The following is a 15,590-nucleotide window of genomic DNA, read 5'->3' as shown; positions in this document are numbered from 1 at the left end:
AGAGGATTTGACCATCAATTTCAAGATGTTCAAGAGGATTGCAAATATCTTTGCTACCTATGACAGGCAGGGAACTTCAAATGTTCTGGAATGATTCTCTTTCCAGTGTTTATGAGCCATCAGAGGCCCAGCAATTATTGCGAATGTGGCTTGAGGATGTCCACGAGGTATCTCGGATGGAGTGGATCTCAAGTGCCGATCGAGAAGTTCATTTTGACGTAGAGAATGTTCTTGAGCGCCTACAAAAGGGAGAGCCAATCCAGCACATTATTGGATTCGCGTATTTCATGGACATGAAGTTTCAGGTGAATTCCGATGTGCTCATTCCTCGTCCCGAAACCGAAGACCTCGTCAGATGGCTCGTAGATCACCTTCCCGAGGGCAGTCGTGTTCTCGACATAGGAACGGGGAGTGGCTGCATTGCCATTACGCTCAAAAAGTATAGGCCAGATCTCGAATTGACCGCATTGGATGTGTCTGTTGACGCCCTTAAGGTGGCCCGCAATAATGCCAAAGAACTAGCTGTTGAAGTCCGTTTTATCGAACACGATATTCTCTCTGGCCTGCCACCGGGAGACTGGGACGCAATCGTTAGCAATCCTCCATATATAGAGGAAAAAGAACGGCCTGGAATGTCAAAGAATGTGGTTGACTTTGACCCTAACTTGGCATTATTCGTTCCAGACGGGCGGCCAGAGCTGTTCTATGAAGAAATCTCGAAAGTGGCTGCGAGCATGCCTTCCAGACCTTGGCTTGCGTTCGAATGTCACATCAACCATACCCAGAAAGTAGCCCAAATCATGCGTGATTATGGTTGGAAGGGTTTGGAGATACTCGACGACATAACAGAAAGACCTCGCTTCGTAATCGGTCGTTCATAAGTTGAAGCTGAGAATCTTTGAACCCAACTGCGAAATGCGGAAATTTATCCGCCTTAAAGTACCCTTTGATGTCAGCAGCAAAGCAACGCATAGATCAGCTTCGAGAAGAGCTCGAAGAGCATAATTATCGCTATTACACGCTTGATAATCCGTCGATTAGCGATTTCGAGTTTGATAAGCTGCTAGAAGAGCTCATTGCTTTAGAAAAAGCCAACCCCGAATATTTTGATCCAAATTCGCCATCCCAGCGAGTAGGAGGGCAGATTACAAAGAACTTCCCTACGGTTGTTCATAAAAGACCTATGCTCAGCCTCAGTAATACGTATAGCCGCGAGGAGGTGGAGGATTTCATCCGCAGAGTTAAATCGGGACTTGAGCGAGAAGACGTCGAATTCGTCTGTGAACTGAAGTACGACGGAGTGGCCATCGGTATTACCTACGTGAATGGTCAGTTTAATCAGGCCGTTACACGTGGCGATGGCACGCAGGGAGATGACGTATCCACCAATGTGCGCACGATTCGAAGCGTCCCAATGAAGCTCAGAAGCTCTGATTTACCGGAGGAGTTCGAAATCCGAGGGGAGATTTTCATGCCGCTTGAGGCATTTGAAAAAATGAATGCTCAGCGCGATGCCGAGGGCTTAGATCGTTTTGCAAATCCTCGTAACTCCGCATCAGGAACCCTGAAAATGCAGGATTCATCGATAGTTGCGAGCCGAGGTCTCGATATATTCCTGTACTACGTCCTCACCGGAGACAAGCGTTTTGAAACCCATTATGAATCTATTCAGGCAGCCAAAGACTGGGGATTTAAGACTCCAAGTGAAGATTTAAAGTATATCGCCAAGGCGTCCAATGTAGATGAGATCTTTGATTTCATCGGCTATTGGGATGAGAACCGCAAAAACCTCCCGTTTGAGATTGATGGTGTTGTCGTAAAAGTCAATCGCTACACCGACCAAGAGGTGCTCGGCTTCACGGCGAAATCGCCAAGGTGGGCCATGGCTTATAAGTTCAAGGCCGAAAAAGTACGCACACAGTTGCTTGAGGTGACGTATCAAGTTGGACGCACGGGAGCGATTACGCCTGTCGCAAACCTAGAGCCAGTACAGCTTGCAGGAACAACAGTGAAACGGGCGTCTCTCCACAACAGCGATCAGATAGAAAAGCTTGGACTGCATGTAAACGACTTCGTCTACGTAGAGAAAGGGGGCGAGATTATTCCGAAAATTGTAGGTGTTGATGAGGGGGCGCGTGATCCTGAAGTGGCTCCAGTTCTATTCATTACTCACTGTCCAGAGTGCAATACAGAGCTCGTTCGTCAAGAGGGCGAGGCACAACATTATTGTCCAAATGATGCCACCTGTCCGCCCCAACAGCGTGGCAAAGTGGAGCATTTCATCTCAAGAAAAGCCATGGATATTGATGGTTTAGGGGCGGAGACCGTGAATTTGTTGTTTGACAACGAGCTAATTGAGACTGCTGCAGACCTTTATACCCTCACGGCAGATGATCTTCTGCCTTTAGATCGATTTGCCGAGAAATCGGTGGAGAACATGCTGAGGGGCATCGAGGCTAGCAAGTCCGTTCCGTTTCCTCGTTTCCTCTTTGCATTGGGGATTAGATATGTAGGTGAAACGGTGGCAAAAAAGCTTGTCAAGGCCTTTAAAAATTTGGACAATTTGATGTCGGCTTCACGTGAACAATTACTCGAAGTCGATGAAATTGGAGAACGAATTGCAGACTCGTTACTCTTTTATTTTCAAGAAGATAAGAATCTAGAAGTCATTGAAAGATTTAAATCTTACGGCTTGAGTGTTGAGCTTGAAGAAGCTGAAGGAGCAACCGATACACTAGCTGGGAAAACATTTGTAGTGTCGGGCGTATTCGACGGTTACGAGCGCACTGAGCTAAAGCAACTCATTGAACTTCACGGCGGTAAGGTCGCTTCGTCCGTATCCGGAAAGACGACCTATTTAGTTGCAGGAGAAGGAATGGGACCAAGCAAGAGGGCCAAAGCCGAAAAGCTAGGAGTAGAGATTTTGGATGAAGCAGGATTTAATGCGTTGATAGGAGCATGATTATCGGCAGAAAATATTGGTTTAAGAAGGTGAAATCGCAAGCCATCGAAAGGCTAAGTTTCAGGGGCTGGGAAGAAGTTCGAACGATTGCCGTTGTGGTTCTACAGGAAGATCAAGAGTTGAGCGCTGTCCTTGACAAGGTAGCAGATGCTTGGCATCATGATAACAAACAGGTGCAGGTACTTCGAGTATCTCGAATGAAAATGACCAAGAGCAAGGCCTCCTTACGCGAGCACAACACGATATATTGGAATGAAACCAATTGGAAAGGAATCCCCAATAGTTCAGAATTTAATGAGTTTGTCAACCGCCAATATGATGTGGTTTTGCACCTTTGCAAACAGAACGACGGACTTCTAGAGTTTCTGCCGTATCTCTTTAAAACTGGGATACTTGTCGGTCCATCTAATGTTGATATGGATGCATTTGACCTGCAGATTCAACTCGAGAATAGAACATGGAAGGAAGTGTTCCAAGAAATTGAAAACTGGCTAAAGAAGATTAAAAATGTCGCATAAATTCACAGGTACAGGCATTGCGCTTGTCACACCATTTAATTCAGATGGAAGTGTTGATCACGCAGGTTTAGAGAATGTAGTGAAGCACTGTATCGCAGGAGGAGTGGAGTATCTCGTAGTTCTTGGGACTACGGGTGAGAGTGCGACGCTCAATACGGAAGAGAAGTTTGAAGTAGTTTCTACCGTGATTCGCACAAACGCTGGGAAACTACCCGTTGTGATGGGGTTGGGCGGAAACAACACTGCGGAAATCGTAAATCAGATTGAAAGTGGAATTCCCGAAGGAATCGACGCTATTCTATCGGTAAGCCCATATTACAACAAGCCTACACAAGAAGGTATTTATCAGCATTACAGCGCCATTGCGGAGGTTAGCCCTGTGCCAATCATCCTGTACAATGTGCCTGGGAGAACGTCTTCTAACATCTCTGCCGAAACCACAGTGCGCTTGGCTCAGGATTTCGAAAATATAGTCGCTGTAAAAGAGGCTTCAGGAAATATGGAGCAGGTGATGGAAATCATCAATAATAGACCAGATGGTTTTGCCGTAATAAGTGGAGATGATAACCTGACCTTCGGCATTATTGCTCATGGCGGAGATGGCGTAATTTCGGTAAGCGGACAAGGATATCCTGAGATTTTTACTGAAATGGTGCGCGAAACGTTGGCTGGTAAGCTTGACGAAGCACGCGAGAAGCATTACCAACTTTTTGAGGTGACCAGAATGCTATTTGCAGAAGGAAATCCTGGCGGCATTAAGGCAGTGTTAAAACAAAGAGGAATTTGCGGAGATACACTCCGACTTCCGCTCTGGCCCATTTCTAACGATTTGTACATGAAGCTTGAGAATGAAACGGCTCGCTTGACCAAGTAAGCCTTCTCATTTCTTCATTTCTCATTAACCTCGAGGTAAGAACAGGGGTATACTTTTGTTCAAACCTCGAGACATGAGAAAACGCTTACTCGAAACCGTGGTAATAAGCGATGTTCACCTAGGAACATTTGGCTGCCACGCCAAGGAGCTTCATCAGTATCTGAGAAGCATCAAGCCCAAAACCCTCGTACTCAACGGAGATATCATCGACATCTGGAACTTCCGCAAAAGGTATTTCCCGAAGTCGCACATGCGCGTGCTCAAACGCCTACTCCACATGGCTAGTAAGGGGACAGAGATCTATTATCTGACTGGGAATCACGATGAATTGCTAAGGAAGTTCGCAGATTATGACCTTGGGAATATTCACCTGAGAAATAAACTCGTCATGGATCTGGACGGCAAGAAAGCCTGGATGTTCCATGGAGATATATTCGATGCAAGCATCCAGAATGCCAAGTGGATTGCCAAACTTGGAGGATGGGGTTACGACTTGTTAATCCTCATGAACAGAGCCATGAACTTCTTGCTCGAGAAAATGGGTAGAGAGAAGTACAGCTTGTCGAAAAAGATCAAAAACAGCGTGAAGAAGGCGGTCAAGTTCATTTCTGATTTTGAAGATACAGCCGCTACGCTAGCGGTTGATCAGAAATACGACTACGTCATCTGCGGCCATATCCATCAACCACAAATGCGCGAGGTTGAAACGAAGAATGGAAAGACCATGTATCTGAATTCCGGGGATTGGGTCGAGAACTGTACCGCACTGGAATACAACAAAGGGAAGTGGTCGCTTTACCAGCACGATTTGAGCACAAGGCAACAAGACGAGCGCGATTCACTCATTGATGCAAGTCCAAAGGCTATCTTAGCTGAACTACTTAAAGAATCACAAGTAATTGCAGCGAACTAAGGTCCTTTATGCGATTCAAGGCACTGGAAATGGCCATGTTTCCCGTGCACGCGCGCTCTATCCTAAACTCATTGAAGAATTCGATGTAGACCTCGCCTTGGTAGGAGGGAACAGCGACGTCGATTTACCGTCGGCTCCCGTGTGGACAGGCAAGGGAATATCCATGGAATATGGAGGCGACGGAAGTGTGGATATCCTGAAAACTCTTGTGAGCAACAATATTTTCAAGGTATTCCGGGAAGTTAGAGAGATCCCGGTGGAGCAATACGATTTCATTATCAATGATTTTGAGAGTATTTCTCTTCGAGCAGCTAAGCGGAGAAAAGTTCCTGTTCTAGGACTGAGTCACCAGGCTGCTGTGGCCAACCCAAAGTCGCCTAAGACGAAGAAGGTTATGCCGATGGGAAAACTGGTGTTAAACAACTACGCCCCGGTAAGGGACAGTATCGGTTTTCACTACCAACGGTATGCAAATGACATCCTGTTGCCCATTATCCACGATGACATTCTTCATGCCTATTACATGCCTGGAGATAGGGTAGTGGTCTATCTTCCCGCCTACTCAAAAGCTGAGATTTCAGAGAAGCTATCCTCGCTTCCGTACAAGTTCAGCATCTTTCATAAATCGATCGAATCTGAGCAGGAAATGGGAAATATTCGTTGGAACCCTATTTCAGGCAAAAAATTTTCAGAAGAATTAATCTCCTCAAAGGCGGTTGTTTGCAGCGCCGGATTCGAGCTTCCTTCAGAGTGTTTACACCACGGAATTCCACTGGTTGTCGTTCCAATTGCGGGTCAGTATGAACAGTGGTGCAACGCAGAAGCGCTAGGTTTAATGGGCGTTCCAGCGCTTGAGTCGCTCTCTTCGAGTAAGTTGGAAAACGCACTTGCGAAAGCCATTGCTCAACCAGTTAAACCTCAACATTATCCCGACGTTCGGGGTGAAGTTATCCATCAAATTAAAAGTTGGTGGGAGCGAATGCGAAAATGACCCTTTACACGTTGGTGTATTCTCATTACTTTTGCAGGATGTTTCGTAAAAACGCACTTATTATTTTACTCTTGTCGAGCGTGCTAATGCTCACAGGTTGCTCTGAATATCAACGTGTATTAAAGAGCACAGACTTGGATTACAAATACACCAAGGCTGTGGAATACTACGAGGAAGGTCAGTACAACAAGGCACTTCCCATTTTTAAAGAGTTACGTGAACTCTACCGCGGAACAGTGAAGGTGCAAGACGTATACTATTATTATTGCGCCACGCTTTTCGGAATTGAAGACTATATCCTAGCGGGATACCACTTTAAGTTCTTCTACCAAACCTTTCCGTCGCACCCACGTGCAAACGAAGCTGCGTATATGACCGCCAAGTGTTACTACTTGGAAGCTCCGAAATGGAGTCTGGATCAGGCATACACGTACAAGGCGGTTAATGAATTACAGTTGTACATCAACACACATCCTGGTTCTTCATACATTCCAGAATGTAACGACATGATCGATGAATTGCGAGGTAAGCTCGAAAAGAAGAGCTACGAAATCGCATATCAATATTACCATACACGCCAGTATCGCGCTGCGCTTACGGCGTTTGCCAACACGCTGAACGATTTCCCGGACACGCCGTATAGAGAAGAGGCGATGTTCTACAGAATGAGATCGGCATTTTTGTTGGCTGAGAACAGTGTTCTCGACAAACAGGCAGATCGCTTCAAAGCAGCGAGAACGGCCTATTTGGATTTCGTTCGTACCTTCCCGGACAGTGAGTTCAAGGATGATGCAGACGAGACTATGACAAAGATTGAAGAGTATTTGAACGGTAAATCAGTTTCTTGATGGATTACAAGAAGAGTCAAGCCGCGCGCACGACTGTAACGCGCAATTTGAATGAAATCGACGCACCTACGACCAACATTTACGAGTCACTCGTAATGATTGCTCGTCGCGCCGACCAACTCAATGACGAGATTCGCGAAGAGCTTCACGAAAAGTTGGAAGAGTTCGCAACTCACACAGAGAACTTAGAGGAGATCTTTGAAAACAAAGAGCAAATCGAAGTTTCTAAGTTTTACGAAAGCCTTCCTAAACCAACTGCACTCGCACTACAAGAGTGGTTGGAAGGAAACGTATACGTACGTTACCCAGAAGACGTAAAGAAAGTATTTTAAGTAGCTCATGCTGCGCGGAAAGAAAGTCCTGTTGGGCGTTACCGGCAGCATTGCGGCCTACAAGTCGGCTCATTTAGTTCGACTCCTTGTAAAGGCGGGTGCTGAAGTGCGTGTTGTTCTCACGCCTACAGCATCCGACTTTGTTACACCCCTAACGTTGTCAACTCTTAGCAAGAATCCCGTTTTGGATTCTTTCACAAACGACGATACAGGGGCCAAGGTGTGGAACAATCACGTGGAGCTCGGTTTGTGGGCTGATTTGTTTATTGTCGCTCCAGCGTCCAGCAATACCATGAGCAAGATGGCTTCTGGACAATGCGACAATCTGTTAACCGCTACCTATGCATCGGCAAAGTGTCCCGTATTCATTGCTCCAGCTATGGATCTCGACATGTACGCACATCCTGCGAACCAACAGAATCTTTCCAAGCTCGAATCGTTCGGAAACCACATCATCCCTTCCGAATCTGGCGAATTAGCCAGTGGTTTAGAGGGCAAGGGACGTATGGCAGAGCCTGAGCATATCGTTGCTTTTGTTGAAGATGCACTCGCACAGGATAAACCGTTGTACGGCAAACGTGTGCTTATCAATGGTGGACCAACCTACGAAGCGATTGATGCAGTACGCTTCATCGGAAACCGCAGCACCGGAAAGATGGCCTTTGCCTTAGCACAGGCCGCGCTGGAGCTTGGCGCTGAAGTTAACCTCATTATGGGCCCCTCACATTTAAATGCAGCGGACCCGAAGCTAACGATCACACGGGTTGAATCAACCCAAGAGATGCACGATGCCGTGATGAGTGGTGAGGCGAATGCGGATATTATCATTCTTTCCGCCGCCGTTTCTGATTACAAACCGAAAGTTCAGATTCGTGAAAAGCAGAAGAAATCTGCCGACTCATGGAATATCGAACTCGAACCAACTGTAGATATACTCTCGGCTTTAGGAGCGAAGAAGGCTAACGGGCAGTTCCTAGTTGGATTTGCCCTAGAAACGCAGAACGAGGAGGAATATGCACTCGGTAAACTCAAGCGGAAGAAGCTCGATATGATTGTGCTGAACAGCCTCCGCGATAAAGGTGCAGGGTTTGGTCACGACACAAATAAGGTAATTATATTCGACGCAGATAAGAATAGGACTGAAGTTCCGTTGTTGTCCAAGCGCGAAGTTGCCAACGTAATTCTAGAAAAGATAATTGAACGCTATGCTTAAAAAGGCCATCGCCTTAATTGCTGTTTTCTTCACAGCCCTCTCACTGCAAGCTCAGGAAATTCAAGCCACTGTGCGCGTGACAGCTCCTAGTGTTCAGATTACGGACAAGTCCATTTTCACGAATCTTGAAACTAGGCTTACCGAGTTCATGAATGGGCGTAAATGGACCGAATTAGAATATCAGCCGGAAGAGCGAATCACATGTACGTTTGTGTTCGTTATTGATCAGTACGACCAGCAGAGCGGCCGGTTTAGTGGTCAGCTTCAGCTGAATTACAGTCGACCGATCTATAACAGTACGTATCAATCACCCGTACTAAACTGGATTGACCCGTATATCCAGTTTACCTATGTTGAAGGATCTCCGATTGACTATGTTGAAAATCAGCATTTGAGTAATCTCACGTCGATCCTCGCATTCTACGCTTATGTGTTCATTGGATTGGATCACGACACCTACGCGCCGGGAGCAGGAGAGCCTTTTTACGTTAAGGCTCAGACTATTACAGCTGCTGCGCAAAATGATAACTCGGCGACTGGATGGAGATCATTCGACAGCAATAGGAACCGTTATTGGATGGTCGATAACTTGTTGAACCCAGCGTTTGATCAAGTCTCAAACACGCTCTATCAGTATCATCGCCTGGGTTTGGATAAGATGTATGATCAGGACCAGCAAGAAGCGGCTAAGCAGGCTATTAAGAACAGCTTAATGGCTTTGAAGGATGTCTATCAGCGTCGACCAGGATCATTCCTCATTCAGCTCTTCATGGAAGCAAAGAGTGATGAAATCATTTCCATCTTCTCGAATGGACCATCTATGCAAGTATCAGACTTGGTGGAGGTACTTCAGCAGATTGACGGGCCGCGTAGCTCGGATTACGACGCTATTCTCCAGGCTGGGAATTAAATAGGTCCATTCGAACGCCAACAGATAACTGCCTATATACGTTGTCCCAGGTGTCGGGAACCGCGTTCCCGAAAATTGGGTCTATCTCAGAAGCAATGTTGATGTAGAATCCATATCCTTTTCGAGGAGTGAAATTTATATCCACGGCGATGACCGCTCCCCGAATCCGTAGATCATCTATGTCTCCGTTATTTTCAAACCATAAATCTGTGTAGCCATCGAGGTACAGTAATTTTGGAACCAATTCCAGGTGTTTGGATTGAACAGCATACCCCACGCCGAACTTATACGTCTCCAGCATTTCATCGCCAGTGATATTTCCGCCATTATAGACGATTGTAGTGTGCTCGCCAAAATTCATATCGACAGCTAACACAATTCTCTTAATTCTAAATTGAAGTCCGATATTCAAGCTTCGTGCACGTGAATTGAACTCGGGCGAGCTCTTGTTATATTGTAGCATTGAGTACCCCATCCGGCCATCAACACGCCAAGGTTGGATATTTTGACTTGGAGTTTGAGAATGTGCAGTTATCGTAAAAAAGATGAGGAGTACGACGAGATTCGAGATGAGCTGCTTCATGAGAGAATAGTTTATACAGATCGAGATAAATCTGTGGTTTGATGACTGAATTTAATGAATTAAAGGAACTCTGTTGAATATCACTTCACACTCACATTTCATTTTATCTTTGTTCTTCTCACTTTGAGTTTGCATGATTACACACCTACACATTCGAAATTACGCGCTCATTTCAGAGTTGGATCTAGATTTCACCTCTGGGTTTTCTAGTATTACAGGTGAAACTGGTGCGGGGAAGAGCATCCTTCTCGGCGCTATGGGTTTAGCTTTGGGAGATAGAGCAGATCTCAAATCGGCACTCAATTCCGATGAGAAATGTGTGGTGGAACTCACGGTGAATCTCACAAACTATCAGCTTCGTTCTTTATTTGAATCGCTCGACCTCGATTACAGCGATGAGACCATCTTGAGAAGAGAGATTCTTCCATCTGGAAAGTCTAGAGCCTTCGTCAATGATACACCCGCGCGTGTCTCTGATTTAAATGAGGTAGCCCAAAGGTTGATTGATATTCATTCACAGAATGACACGCTCCTTCTGAGAGACACTCAATTTCAGCTTTCGTTGATTGATCAACTTGCAGAGAATGAAGTTGAACGTGATGCCTTTAAGCTTGCTCATACCAATTGGAAAAAGGCCGTCAAGGCGCTTGAAGAGATTGAGCGTGAATTGACCGGTGGCCAAGATATGGACTACCAGAAATTCTTGCTAGACGAGCTCATTGATGCCCGATTAGAATCTCCGGAGGAAGAAGATGCGATAGAAGAGGAGCTACATCGATTGCAGCATGCAGAGGAAGTTGCTGAAACCATGGGCGATTCAGACCGATTGATGAGTGCTGACAATGGAATAATGAATCAGTTGGAAGGATTGATTCAAAGTATGACGAGTGCTTCGAAGTACGATTCTAGAGTCCACGATTTGCTGGAGCGTGTGCGAAGTGTTCAAATTGAACTTTCGGACATTCAAGGGGAGCTTGAACGCATAGCTTCGAATGCGGATTTCGATCCAGAGCGATTGCAGGTTTTAGATGACCGAATGAGCTTAATTCAACATTTGAAGAGTAAGCACAGAGTATCGCTTTTGTCGGACTTAATTGACGCCAGAGAGGAGATAAGCGCTAAAGTTGATCTCTTTGCCAATATGGAAGAGCGGATTGAAGAGGCCAAATCGGAATGTGTCAAAGCTGAACAAGCTATGGCGGAGGCCGGAACTGCACTCACTGAATCTAGAAGCGAGGTTCTGCCAAATATTGAAACCAAGATTGGTGACTTGCTAACTGAGCTCAATATGCCGAATGCACGGATTATGATGGCTCTCGATGCGAGGGATCAACCTGGCCCGACTGGATATGATGAAGTTAGTTGGACATTTAGCGCCAATATGGGTCGAGATGCTAAGCCTCTTCACAAAGTGGCAAGTGGTGGCGAGCTTTCACGAGTAATGTTGGCTCTAAAAGCCATTATGGGAAGCTCGAAGCGACTTCCGACCATCATTTTTGATGAGATAGACACCGGAATTAGCGGAGAAACTGCAAAAAGAGTGGCCACTATTCTAAAGAGAATGGGCGCCGAAATGCAGGTTTTGGCCATTACACATTTGCCGCAGATTGCTGCCGCAGGAAAGTCTCATTACTTGGTCGAGAAAACTGAAATTGAAGGAGTTACAAGAACTCAAATACGAATCCTCAATCCAGACGAAAGAGTGGAAGAGGTGTCGAGAATACTGAGCGGCGACGCCGCGAGTGACGCTGCAAGGGCTAATGCTGCCGAGCTACTTTCACTCAATTAGGGTGGGCAATTCACTATCTTAGCCGAATCGAACAACGCAATTAACTTATCCTACGATATGTCAAACAACTTGTTGAAAGGAAAAAGAGGCATCATCTTCGGTGCATTGAATAAAGAGTCAATCGCCTGGAAAGTGGCTGAACAATGCCATGAGCAAGGTGCAGAATTCGTTCTAACAAACGCTCCAATCGCCATGAGAATGGGCGAAATCAACGAGCTTGCAGAGAAGACGGGGTCTAAGATCATTCCTGCCGATGCAACAAGCATGGAAGATCTTGAAAACCTTTTCAAAGGTGCAGTAGAAGAGTTGGGCGGACCGCTTGACTTCGTTCTTCACTCCATCGGAATGTCGGTGAACGTGCGTAAAGGAAAGCACTACACTGAGCTCAACTACGATTGGTTGGAGAAAGGCTGGGACGTTTCAGCAGTATCGTTCCACAAGGTGATGCAAACAGCATGGAACCTCGACGCAATGAACGAGTGGGGGTCAATCCTCGCGCTAACTTACATGGCGGCTCAACGTACATTCCCGGATTACAACGATATGGCCGACAATAAGGCCTATCTCGAGTCAATCGCTCGTAGCTTCGGTTACCACTGGGGTGTTAAGAAAAAAGTCCGCGTTAACACGATTTCGCAATCACCTACGATGACAACCGCGGGTAGCGGAGTTAAAGGCTTCGACGGATTTATCGCTTACGCGGAGAAGATGTCACCTCTTGGCAATGCGACCGCCGACGAATGCGCGTCATACTGCGTAATGATGTTCAGCGACCTCACCAAGAAAGTCACTATGCAAAACCTCTTCCATGACGGTGGATTCTCGAATGTAGGGGTTAGTGATATGGTGATGGATGAGTTTATGAAATAGGGTGTCTAGACCTTTGGATTAATAGACTAACAGACTTATAGATCAATGGACTTATAGACCGTTGGACTGTTGGACTGAAGTGTTGACAGGGAGACTAACAGCACACTGGATATAGAAAGGCATGAGCGAAAGCTTGTGCCTTTTTTTATGCTGGAGTATGGAGGGTTGGAGGGAGAGACTTCCTCGATCCTCGGAAGTAAGGCTACGCAAGGTGCTTCGCACAAGACTTCCTCGATCCTCGGAAGTAAGGCTACGCAAGGTGCTTCGCACAAGACTTCCGCGTTTCTCGGAAGCAGGGCTACGCAAGGTGCTTCGCACAAGACTTCCTCGTTTGTTGGAAGTAAGGCTACGCAAGGTGCTTTGCACAAGACTTCCTCGTTCCTCGGAAGTAAGGCTACGCAAGGTGCTTCGCACAAGACTTCCTCGTTTGTTGGAAGTAAGGCTACGCAAGGTGCTTTGCACAAGACTTCCTCATTCCTCGGAAGTGGGGCTTCGCAAGGTGCTTCGTATAATATTGCATCGTTCCTTGGAATAGTCAATGCGAGAAGTAGTTCAGTCCACTTACGACCGAAGGGAGTTTTACTTTCGAAGAAAGTCTTAATGCGCAGCATTCTTGCGACCAAAGGGAGCATTACATCGCTCGCGATGTCCTTATCTCAGATTTTCCGTATCTTGTTAAAGAACAGCCCCTAAGAACAATCATCATGCATCTACGAAACGAAGAGCTCACACTGCTCTACAACGCCAACAATTCGCGCGACCGGCAAACGCTGGCCATGGCGATGACCATTACCTCACACATCAATAAGCAAGAAGTCAATTCTGTGAACATCTCTGGGACCATGTTCAGATTGATGGTTGACCGGTTGCAGACCGACCCTAAACGCCTGTTGAACAAAGCCGACTTGGAGTATCAAAGAATCCATAGAGGGAGTGAATACAACACAGCAATTTGGCTTGAGGCAATCAAGCGTAGACCAGAGCTTCTTAGGGCACCAGTTGCCATGTACCGAGGCAAGGCAATTATCTGCGATACCCCGACGAGTATTTTTCGTCTTGTTGGTCCTGCTAGCGCTACGGCTTAAAACTCAGACTTCATGTGGAACTTGATCTTGTCGAATTTCTCCTGCGCCATTTGCAAGCCAAATTGAGAATCGGCCAAGAATACAAGCTTTCCAAATTTATCCTCCGCCAAGTAACGCTGCTTTAGGCGTTTGAACTCTTCGAGCTGACCTTCGTCAGAGCTTTCAATCCAACATGCCTTGTAGGCCGGAAAGTTCTCGTAGGAACACTTCGCATTGTATTCATGCTCTAAACGATATTGGATTACCTCGTATTGAAGCGCACCTACGGTCCCAATAATTTTACGACCGTTTTGAATCAAGGTGAACAGCTGGGCAACGCCTTCGTCCATCAATTGATCGATGCCCTTGTTCAACTGCTTGGCCTTCATTGGATCCGCATTGTTGATAAAGCGGAAATGTTCAGGTGAAAAGCTCGGGATACCAGTGTAATGAAGGTCTTCGCCTCCCGTAATGGTGTCGCCAATCCGGAAGTTGCCGGTGTCTGGTAAGCCCACAATATCTCCTGGGTACACCTTGTCAACAATTTCCTTCTTAGAGGCCATAAAGGTGGTAGGGCTCGAAAACTTGAAGCTCTTGCCCAAGCGGACGTGCTTGTAATTCGTGTTTCGTTCAAATAGACCAGATACGACTTTCACAAAGGCAATTCTACTTCTGTGATTCGGATCGATGTTCGCGTGAATCTTGAAAACGAATCCTGAGAACTTGTCCTCCATTGGATTCACTACACGCTCTTCTGCAGCCTTAGGTTGTGGGTTTGGCGCGATGTCGACGAAGCAATCGAGCAATTCTTTGACGCCAAAGTTGTTGAGAGCGGATCCGAAGAATACCGGACATAGGTCGCCCTTAATGTAATCTTCTTGAGAGAACTCTGGATAAACTCCGCTGGCGAGCTCGACCTCTTCTCGCAAAGTCGCTGCAGACTCTTCTCCGATATGCTGGTCAAGTGATGCATCTTCGATATTGTCGAATTCAATGGATTCAGCAATCTTCTGCTTGCTGTTGGCGCTGAACAACTGCAGATTCTTTCCGTACATATTATATACGCCTTGGAAGCGCTGTCCCATTCCAATAGGCCATGAAAGAGGGCAGAGGTTCAATCCAAGCTTTTGTTCTACCTCATCGAGCAAGTCAAAGGCATCCTTACCCTCACGGTCGAGTTTGTTGATGAATACAATCATCGGTGTTTGGCGCATTCGACAAACTTCTACGAGTTTTTCGGTTTGAGCCTCTACGCCTTTGGCAACATCAATAACTACGATTGCGGAATCAACCGCTGTGAGCGTTCGGTAGGTGTCCTCAGCAAAATCTTGGTGACCTGGAGTATCGAGAATGTTGATCTTCTTACCACCATATTCGAATCCCATAACGGAAGTAGCTACCGAGATTCCACGCTGCTTCTCGATTTCCATGAAGTCAGAAGTAGCGGTCTTCTTGATCTTGTTGGACTTCACAGCTCCGGCCTCCTGGATGGCGCCACCAAAGAGAAGGAGCTTCTCTGTAAGTGTGGTTTTACCTGCATCCGGGTGGGAGATGATGCCAAATGTTCTTCTACGTGCTATTTCTTCCTTAAATCCCATGGATAATCTACTCTACATGTTCGGCCGGCAAAGGTAGGGAATAGGCTAGTTCTAGCGACATATGAAAATATTCACATGATGTTAGCACATTTGTTTAACTTTGTGGTTATATCTTTTAAACAGAT

15 protein-coding genes are annotated in these 15,590 nt (G+C 46.2%); 13 read left to right on the top strand and 2 right to left on the bottom strand.

The genetic code is table 11. The annotated features are described in order from the left end of the window. Positions 1 to 59 precede the first annotated feature (59 nt). From prmC to porD, 10 genes are all read left to right on the top strand, one after another. Positions 60 to 881 (top strand): peptide chain release factor N(5)-glutamine methyltransferase, encoded by an 822-nt coding sequence (prmC, locus tag F8C67_RS01730; RefSeq protein ID WP_151666062.1) that lies wholly within the window; start codon positions 60 to 62, stop codon positions 879 to 881. A 68-nt stretch (positions 882 to 949) separates the two neighbouring features. After that, positions 950 to 2,962 carry an NAD-dependent DNA ligase LigA gene (gene ligA, locus F8C67_RS01725; RefSeq protein ID WP_151666061.1) on the top strand — a complete coding sequence of 671 codons (2,013 nt, stop codon included), beginning with the start codon at positions 950 to 952 and terminating at the stop codon, positions 2,960 to 2,962. Then, on the top strand, positions 2,959 to 3,480 hold the full coding sequence (locus F8C67_RS01720; RefSeq protein WP_151666060.1) for a DUF6913 domain-containing protein: 522 nt from the start codon (positions 2,959 to 2,961) through the stop codon (positions 3,478 to 3,480). Before ligA ends, F8C67_RS01720 begins: the two co-directional genes overlap by 4 nt. Continuing rightward, on the top strand, positions 3,470 to 4,354 hold the full coding sequence (dapA, locus tag F8C67_RS01715) for a 4-hydroxy-tetrahydrodipicolinate synthase (RefSeq protein ID WP_151666059.1): 885 nt from the start codon (positions 3,470 to 3,472) through the stop codon (positions 4,352 to 4,354). Before F8C67_RS01720 ends, dapA begins: the two co-directional genes overlap by 11 nt. 73 nt (positions 4,355 to 4,427) lie before the next feature. After that, on the top strand, positions 4,428 to 5,267 hold the full coding sequence (locus F8C67_RS01710) for a UDP-2,3-diacylglucosamine diphosphatase (RefSeq protein WP_151666058.1): 840 nt from the start codon (positions 4,428 to 4,430) through the stop codon (positions 5,265 to 5,267). Then, positions 5,254 to 6,258, top strand: a complete 1,005-nt coding sequence (locus tag F8C67_RS01705; RefSeq protein WP_151666057.1) for a glycosyltransferase family protein — start codon at positions 5,254 to 5,256, stop codon at positions 6,256 to 6,258. Before F8C67_RS01710 ends, F8C67_RS01705 begins: the two co-directional genes overlap by 14 nt. Positions 6,259 to 6,296: 38 nt before the next feature. Then, positions 6,297 to 7,106: an outer membrane protein assembly factor BamD gene (locus F8C67_RS01700; RefSeq protein WP_170266313.1), complete on the top strand. Its 810-nt coding sequence runs from the start codon at positions 6,297 to 6,299 to the stop codon at positions 7,104 to 7,106. Beyond that, positions 7,106 to 7,438: a DNA-directed RNA polymerase subunit omega gene (locus F8C67_RS01695; RefSeq protein WP_151666055.1), complete on the top strand. Its 333-nt coding sequence runs from the start codon at positions 7,106 to 7,108 to the stop codon at positions 7,436 to 7,438. The genes F8C67_RS01700 and F8C67_RS01695 overlap by 1 nt, the downstream gene beginning before the upstream one ends. Before the next feature lie 7 nt (positions 7,439 to 7,445). Then, complete coding sequence (coaBC, locus tag F8C67_RS01690; RefSeq protein ID WP_151666054.1) at positions 7,446 to 8,651, top strand: bifunctional phosphopantothenoylcysteine decarboxylase/phosphopantothenate--cysteine ligase CoaBC; 1,206 nt, start codon at positions 7,446 to 7,448, stop codon at positions 8,649 to 8,651. Then, positions 8,644 to 9,561, top strand: a complete 918-nt coding sequence (porD, locus tag F8C67_RS01685; protein ID WP_151666053.1) for a type IX secretion system protein PorD — start codon at positions 8,644 to 8,646, stop codon at positions 9,559 to 9,561. The genes coaBC and porD overlap by 8 nt, the downstream gene beginning before the upstream one ends. Here the strand turns inward: porD and F8C67_RS01680 are convergent. Beyond that, positions 9,539 to 10,144, bottom strand: coding sequence for a hypothetical protein (locus F8C67_RS01680; RefSeq protein WP_151666052.1), 606 nt, complete (start codon positions 10,142 to 10,144; stop codon positions 9,539 to 9,541). The two genes, porD and F8C67_RS01680, sit on opposite strands and share 23 nt — an antisense overlap. Before the next feature lie 133 nt (positions 10,145 to 10,277). Between F8C67_RS01680 and recN the strand changes: the two genes are divergently transcribed. The 3 genes from recN (at position 10,278) to F8C67_RS01665 (ending at position 13,888) form a co-directional block, all read left to right on the top strand. After that, entirely contained in the window at positions 10,278 to 11,933 is a 1,656-nt protein-coding gene (recN, locus tag F8C67_RS01675) for a DNA repair protein RecN (protein ID WP_151666051.1), read from the top strand. Between the two features lie 57 nt (positions 11,934 to 11,990). Next, positions 11,991 to 12,803, top strand: coding sequence for an enoyl-ACP reductase FabI (locus F8C67_RS01670; RefSeq protein WP_151666050.1), 813 nt, complete (start codon positions 11,991 to 11,993; stop codon positions 12,801 to 12,803). Positions 12,804 to 13,507: 704 nt separating this feature from the next. Then, on the top strand, positions 13,508 to 13,888 hold the full coding sequence (locus F8C67_RS01665) for a hypothetical protein (RefSeq protein WP_151666049.1): 381 nt from the start codon (positions 13,508 to 13,510) through the stop codon (positions 13,886 to 13,888). Here the strand turns inward: F8C67_RS01665 and F8C67_RS01660 are convergent. Next, positions 13,885 to 15,465, bottom strand: coding sequence for a peptide chain release factor 3 (locus tag F8C67_RS01660; protein WP_151666048.1), 1,581 nt, complete (start codon positions 15,463 to 15,465; stop codon positions 13,885 to 13,887). The two genes, F8C67_RS01665 and F8C67_RS01660, sit on opposite strands and share 4 nt — an antisense overlap. Between the last annotated feature and the right edge of the window lie 125 nt (positions 15,466 to 15,590).

The organism is Phaeocystidibacter luteus (assembly GCF_008933115.1).
In the GTDB taxonomy this organism is placed as follows: Bacteria; Bacteroidota; Bacteroidia; order Flavobacteriales; family Schleiferiaceae; genus Phaeocystidibacter; species Phaeocystidibacter luteus.
Note: the sequence above shows the minus strand (reverse complement) of the source record. Positions and strands in the feature narration are given on the sequence as shown.

Bases quoted from the DNA above. Each gene is read 5' to 3' on its own strand.
- F8C67_RS01710 (WP_151666058.1), top strand. From the start codon at position 4,428: ATGAGAAAACGCTTACTCGAAACCGTGGTAATAAGCGATGTTCACCTA.
- porD (WP_151666053.1), top strand. From the start codon at position 8,644: ATGCTTAAAAAGGCCATCGCCTTAATTGCTGTTTTCTTCACAGCCCTC.
- prmC (WP_151666062.1), top strand. From the start codon at position 60: ATGACAGGCAGGGAACTTCAAATGTTCTGGAATGATTCTCTTTCCAGT.
- F8C67_RS01720 (WP_151666060.1), top strand. From the start codon at position 2,959: ATGATTATCGGCAGAAAATATTGGTTTAAGAAGGTGAAATCGCAAGCC.
- coaBC (WP_151666054.1), top strand. From the start codon at position 7,446: ATGCTGCGCGGAAAGAAAGTCCTGTTGGGCGTTACCGGCAGCATTGCG.
- F8C67_RS01660 (WP_151666048.1), bottom strand. From the start codon at position 15,465: ATGGGATTTAAGGAAGAAATAGCACGTAGAAGAACATTTGGCATCATC.
- ligA (WP_151666061.1), top strand. From the start codon at position 950: ATGTCAGCAGCAAAGCAACGCATAGATCAGCTTCGAGAAGAGCTCGAA.
- F8C67_RS01665 (WP_151666049.1), top strand. From the start codon at position 13,508: ATGCATCTACGAAACGAAGAGCTCACACTGCTCTACAACGCCAACAAT.
- F8C67_RS01700 (WP_170266313.1), top strand. From the start codon at position 6,297: ATGTTTCGTAAAAACGCACTTATTATTTTACTCTTGTCGAGCGTGCTA.
- F8C67_RS01695 (WP_151666055.1), top strand. From the start codon at position 7,106: ATGGATTACAAGAAGAGTCAAGCCGCGCGCACGACTGTAACGCGCAAT.
- F8C67_RS01670 (WP_151666050.1), top strand. From the start codon at position 11,991: ATGTCAAACAACTTGTTGAAAGGAAAAAGAGGCATCATCTTCGGTGCA.
- dapA (WP_151666059.1), top strand. From the start codon at position 3,470: ATGTCGCATAAATTCACAGGTACAGGCATTGCGCTTGTCACACCATTT.
- recN (WP_151666051.1), top strand. From the start codon at position 10,278: ATGATTACACACCTACACATTCGAAATTACGCGCTCATTTCAGAGTTG.
- F8C67_RS01680 (WP_151666052.1), bottom strand. From the start codon at position 10,144: ATGAAGCAGCTCATCTCGAATCTCGTCGTACTCCTCATCTTTTTTACG.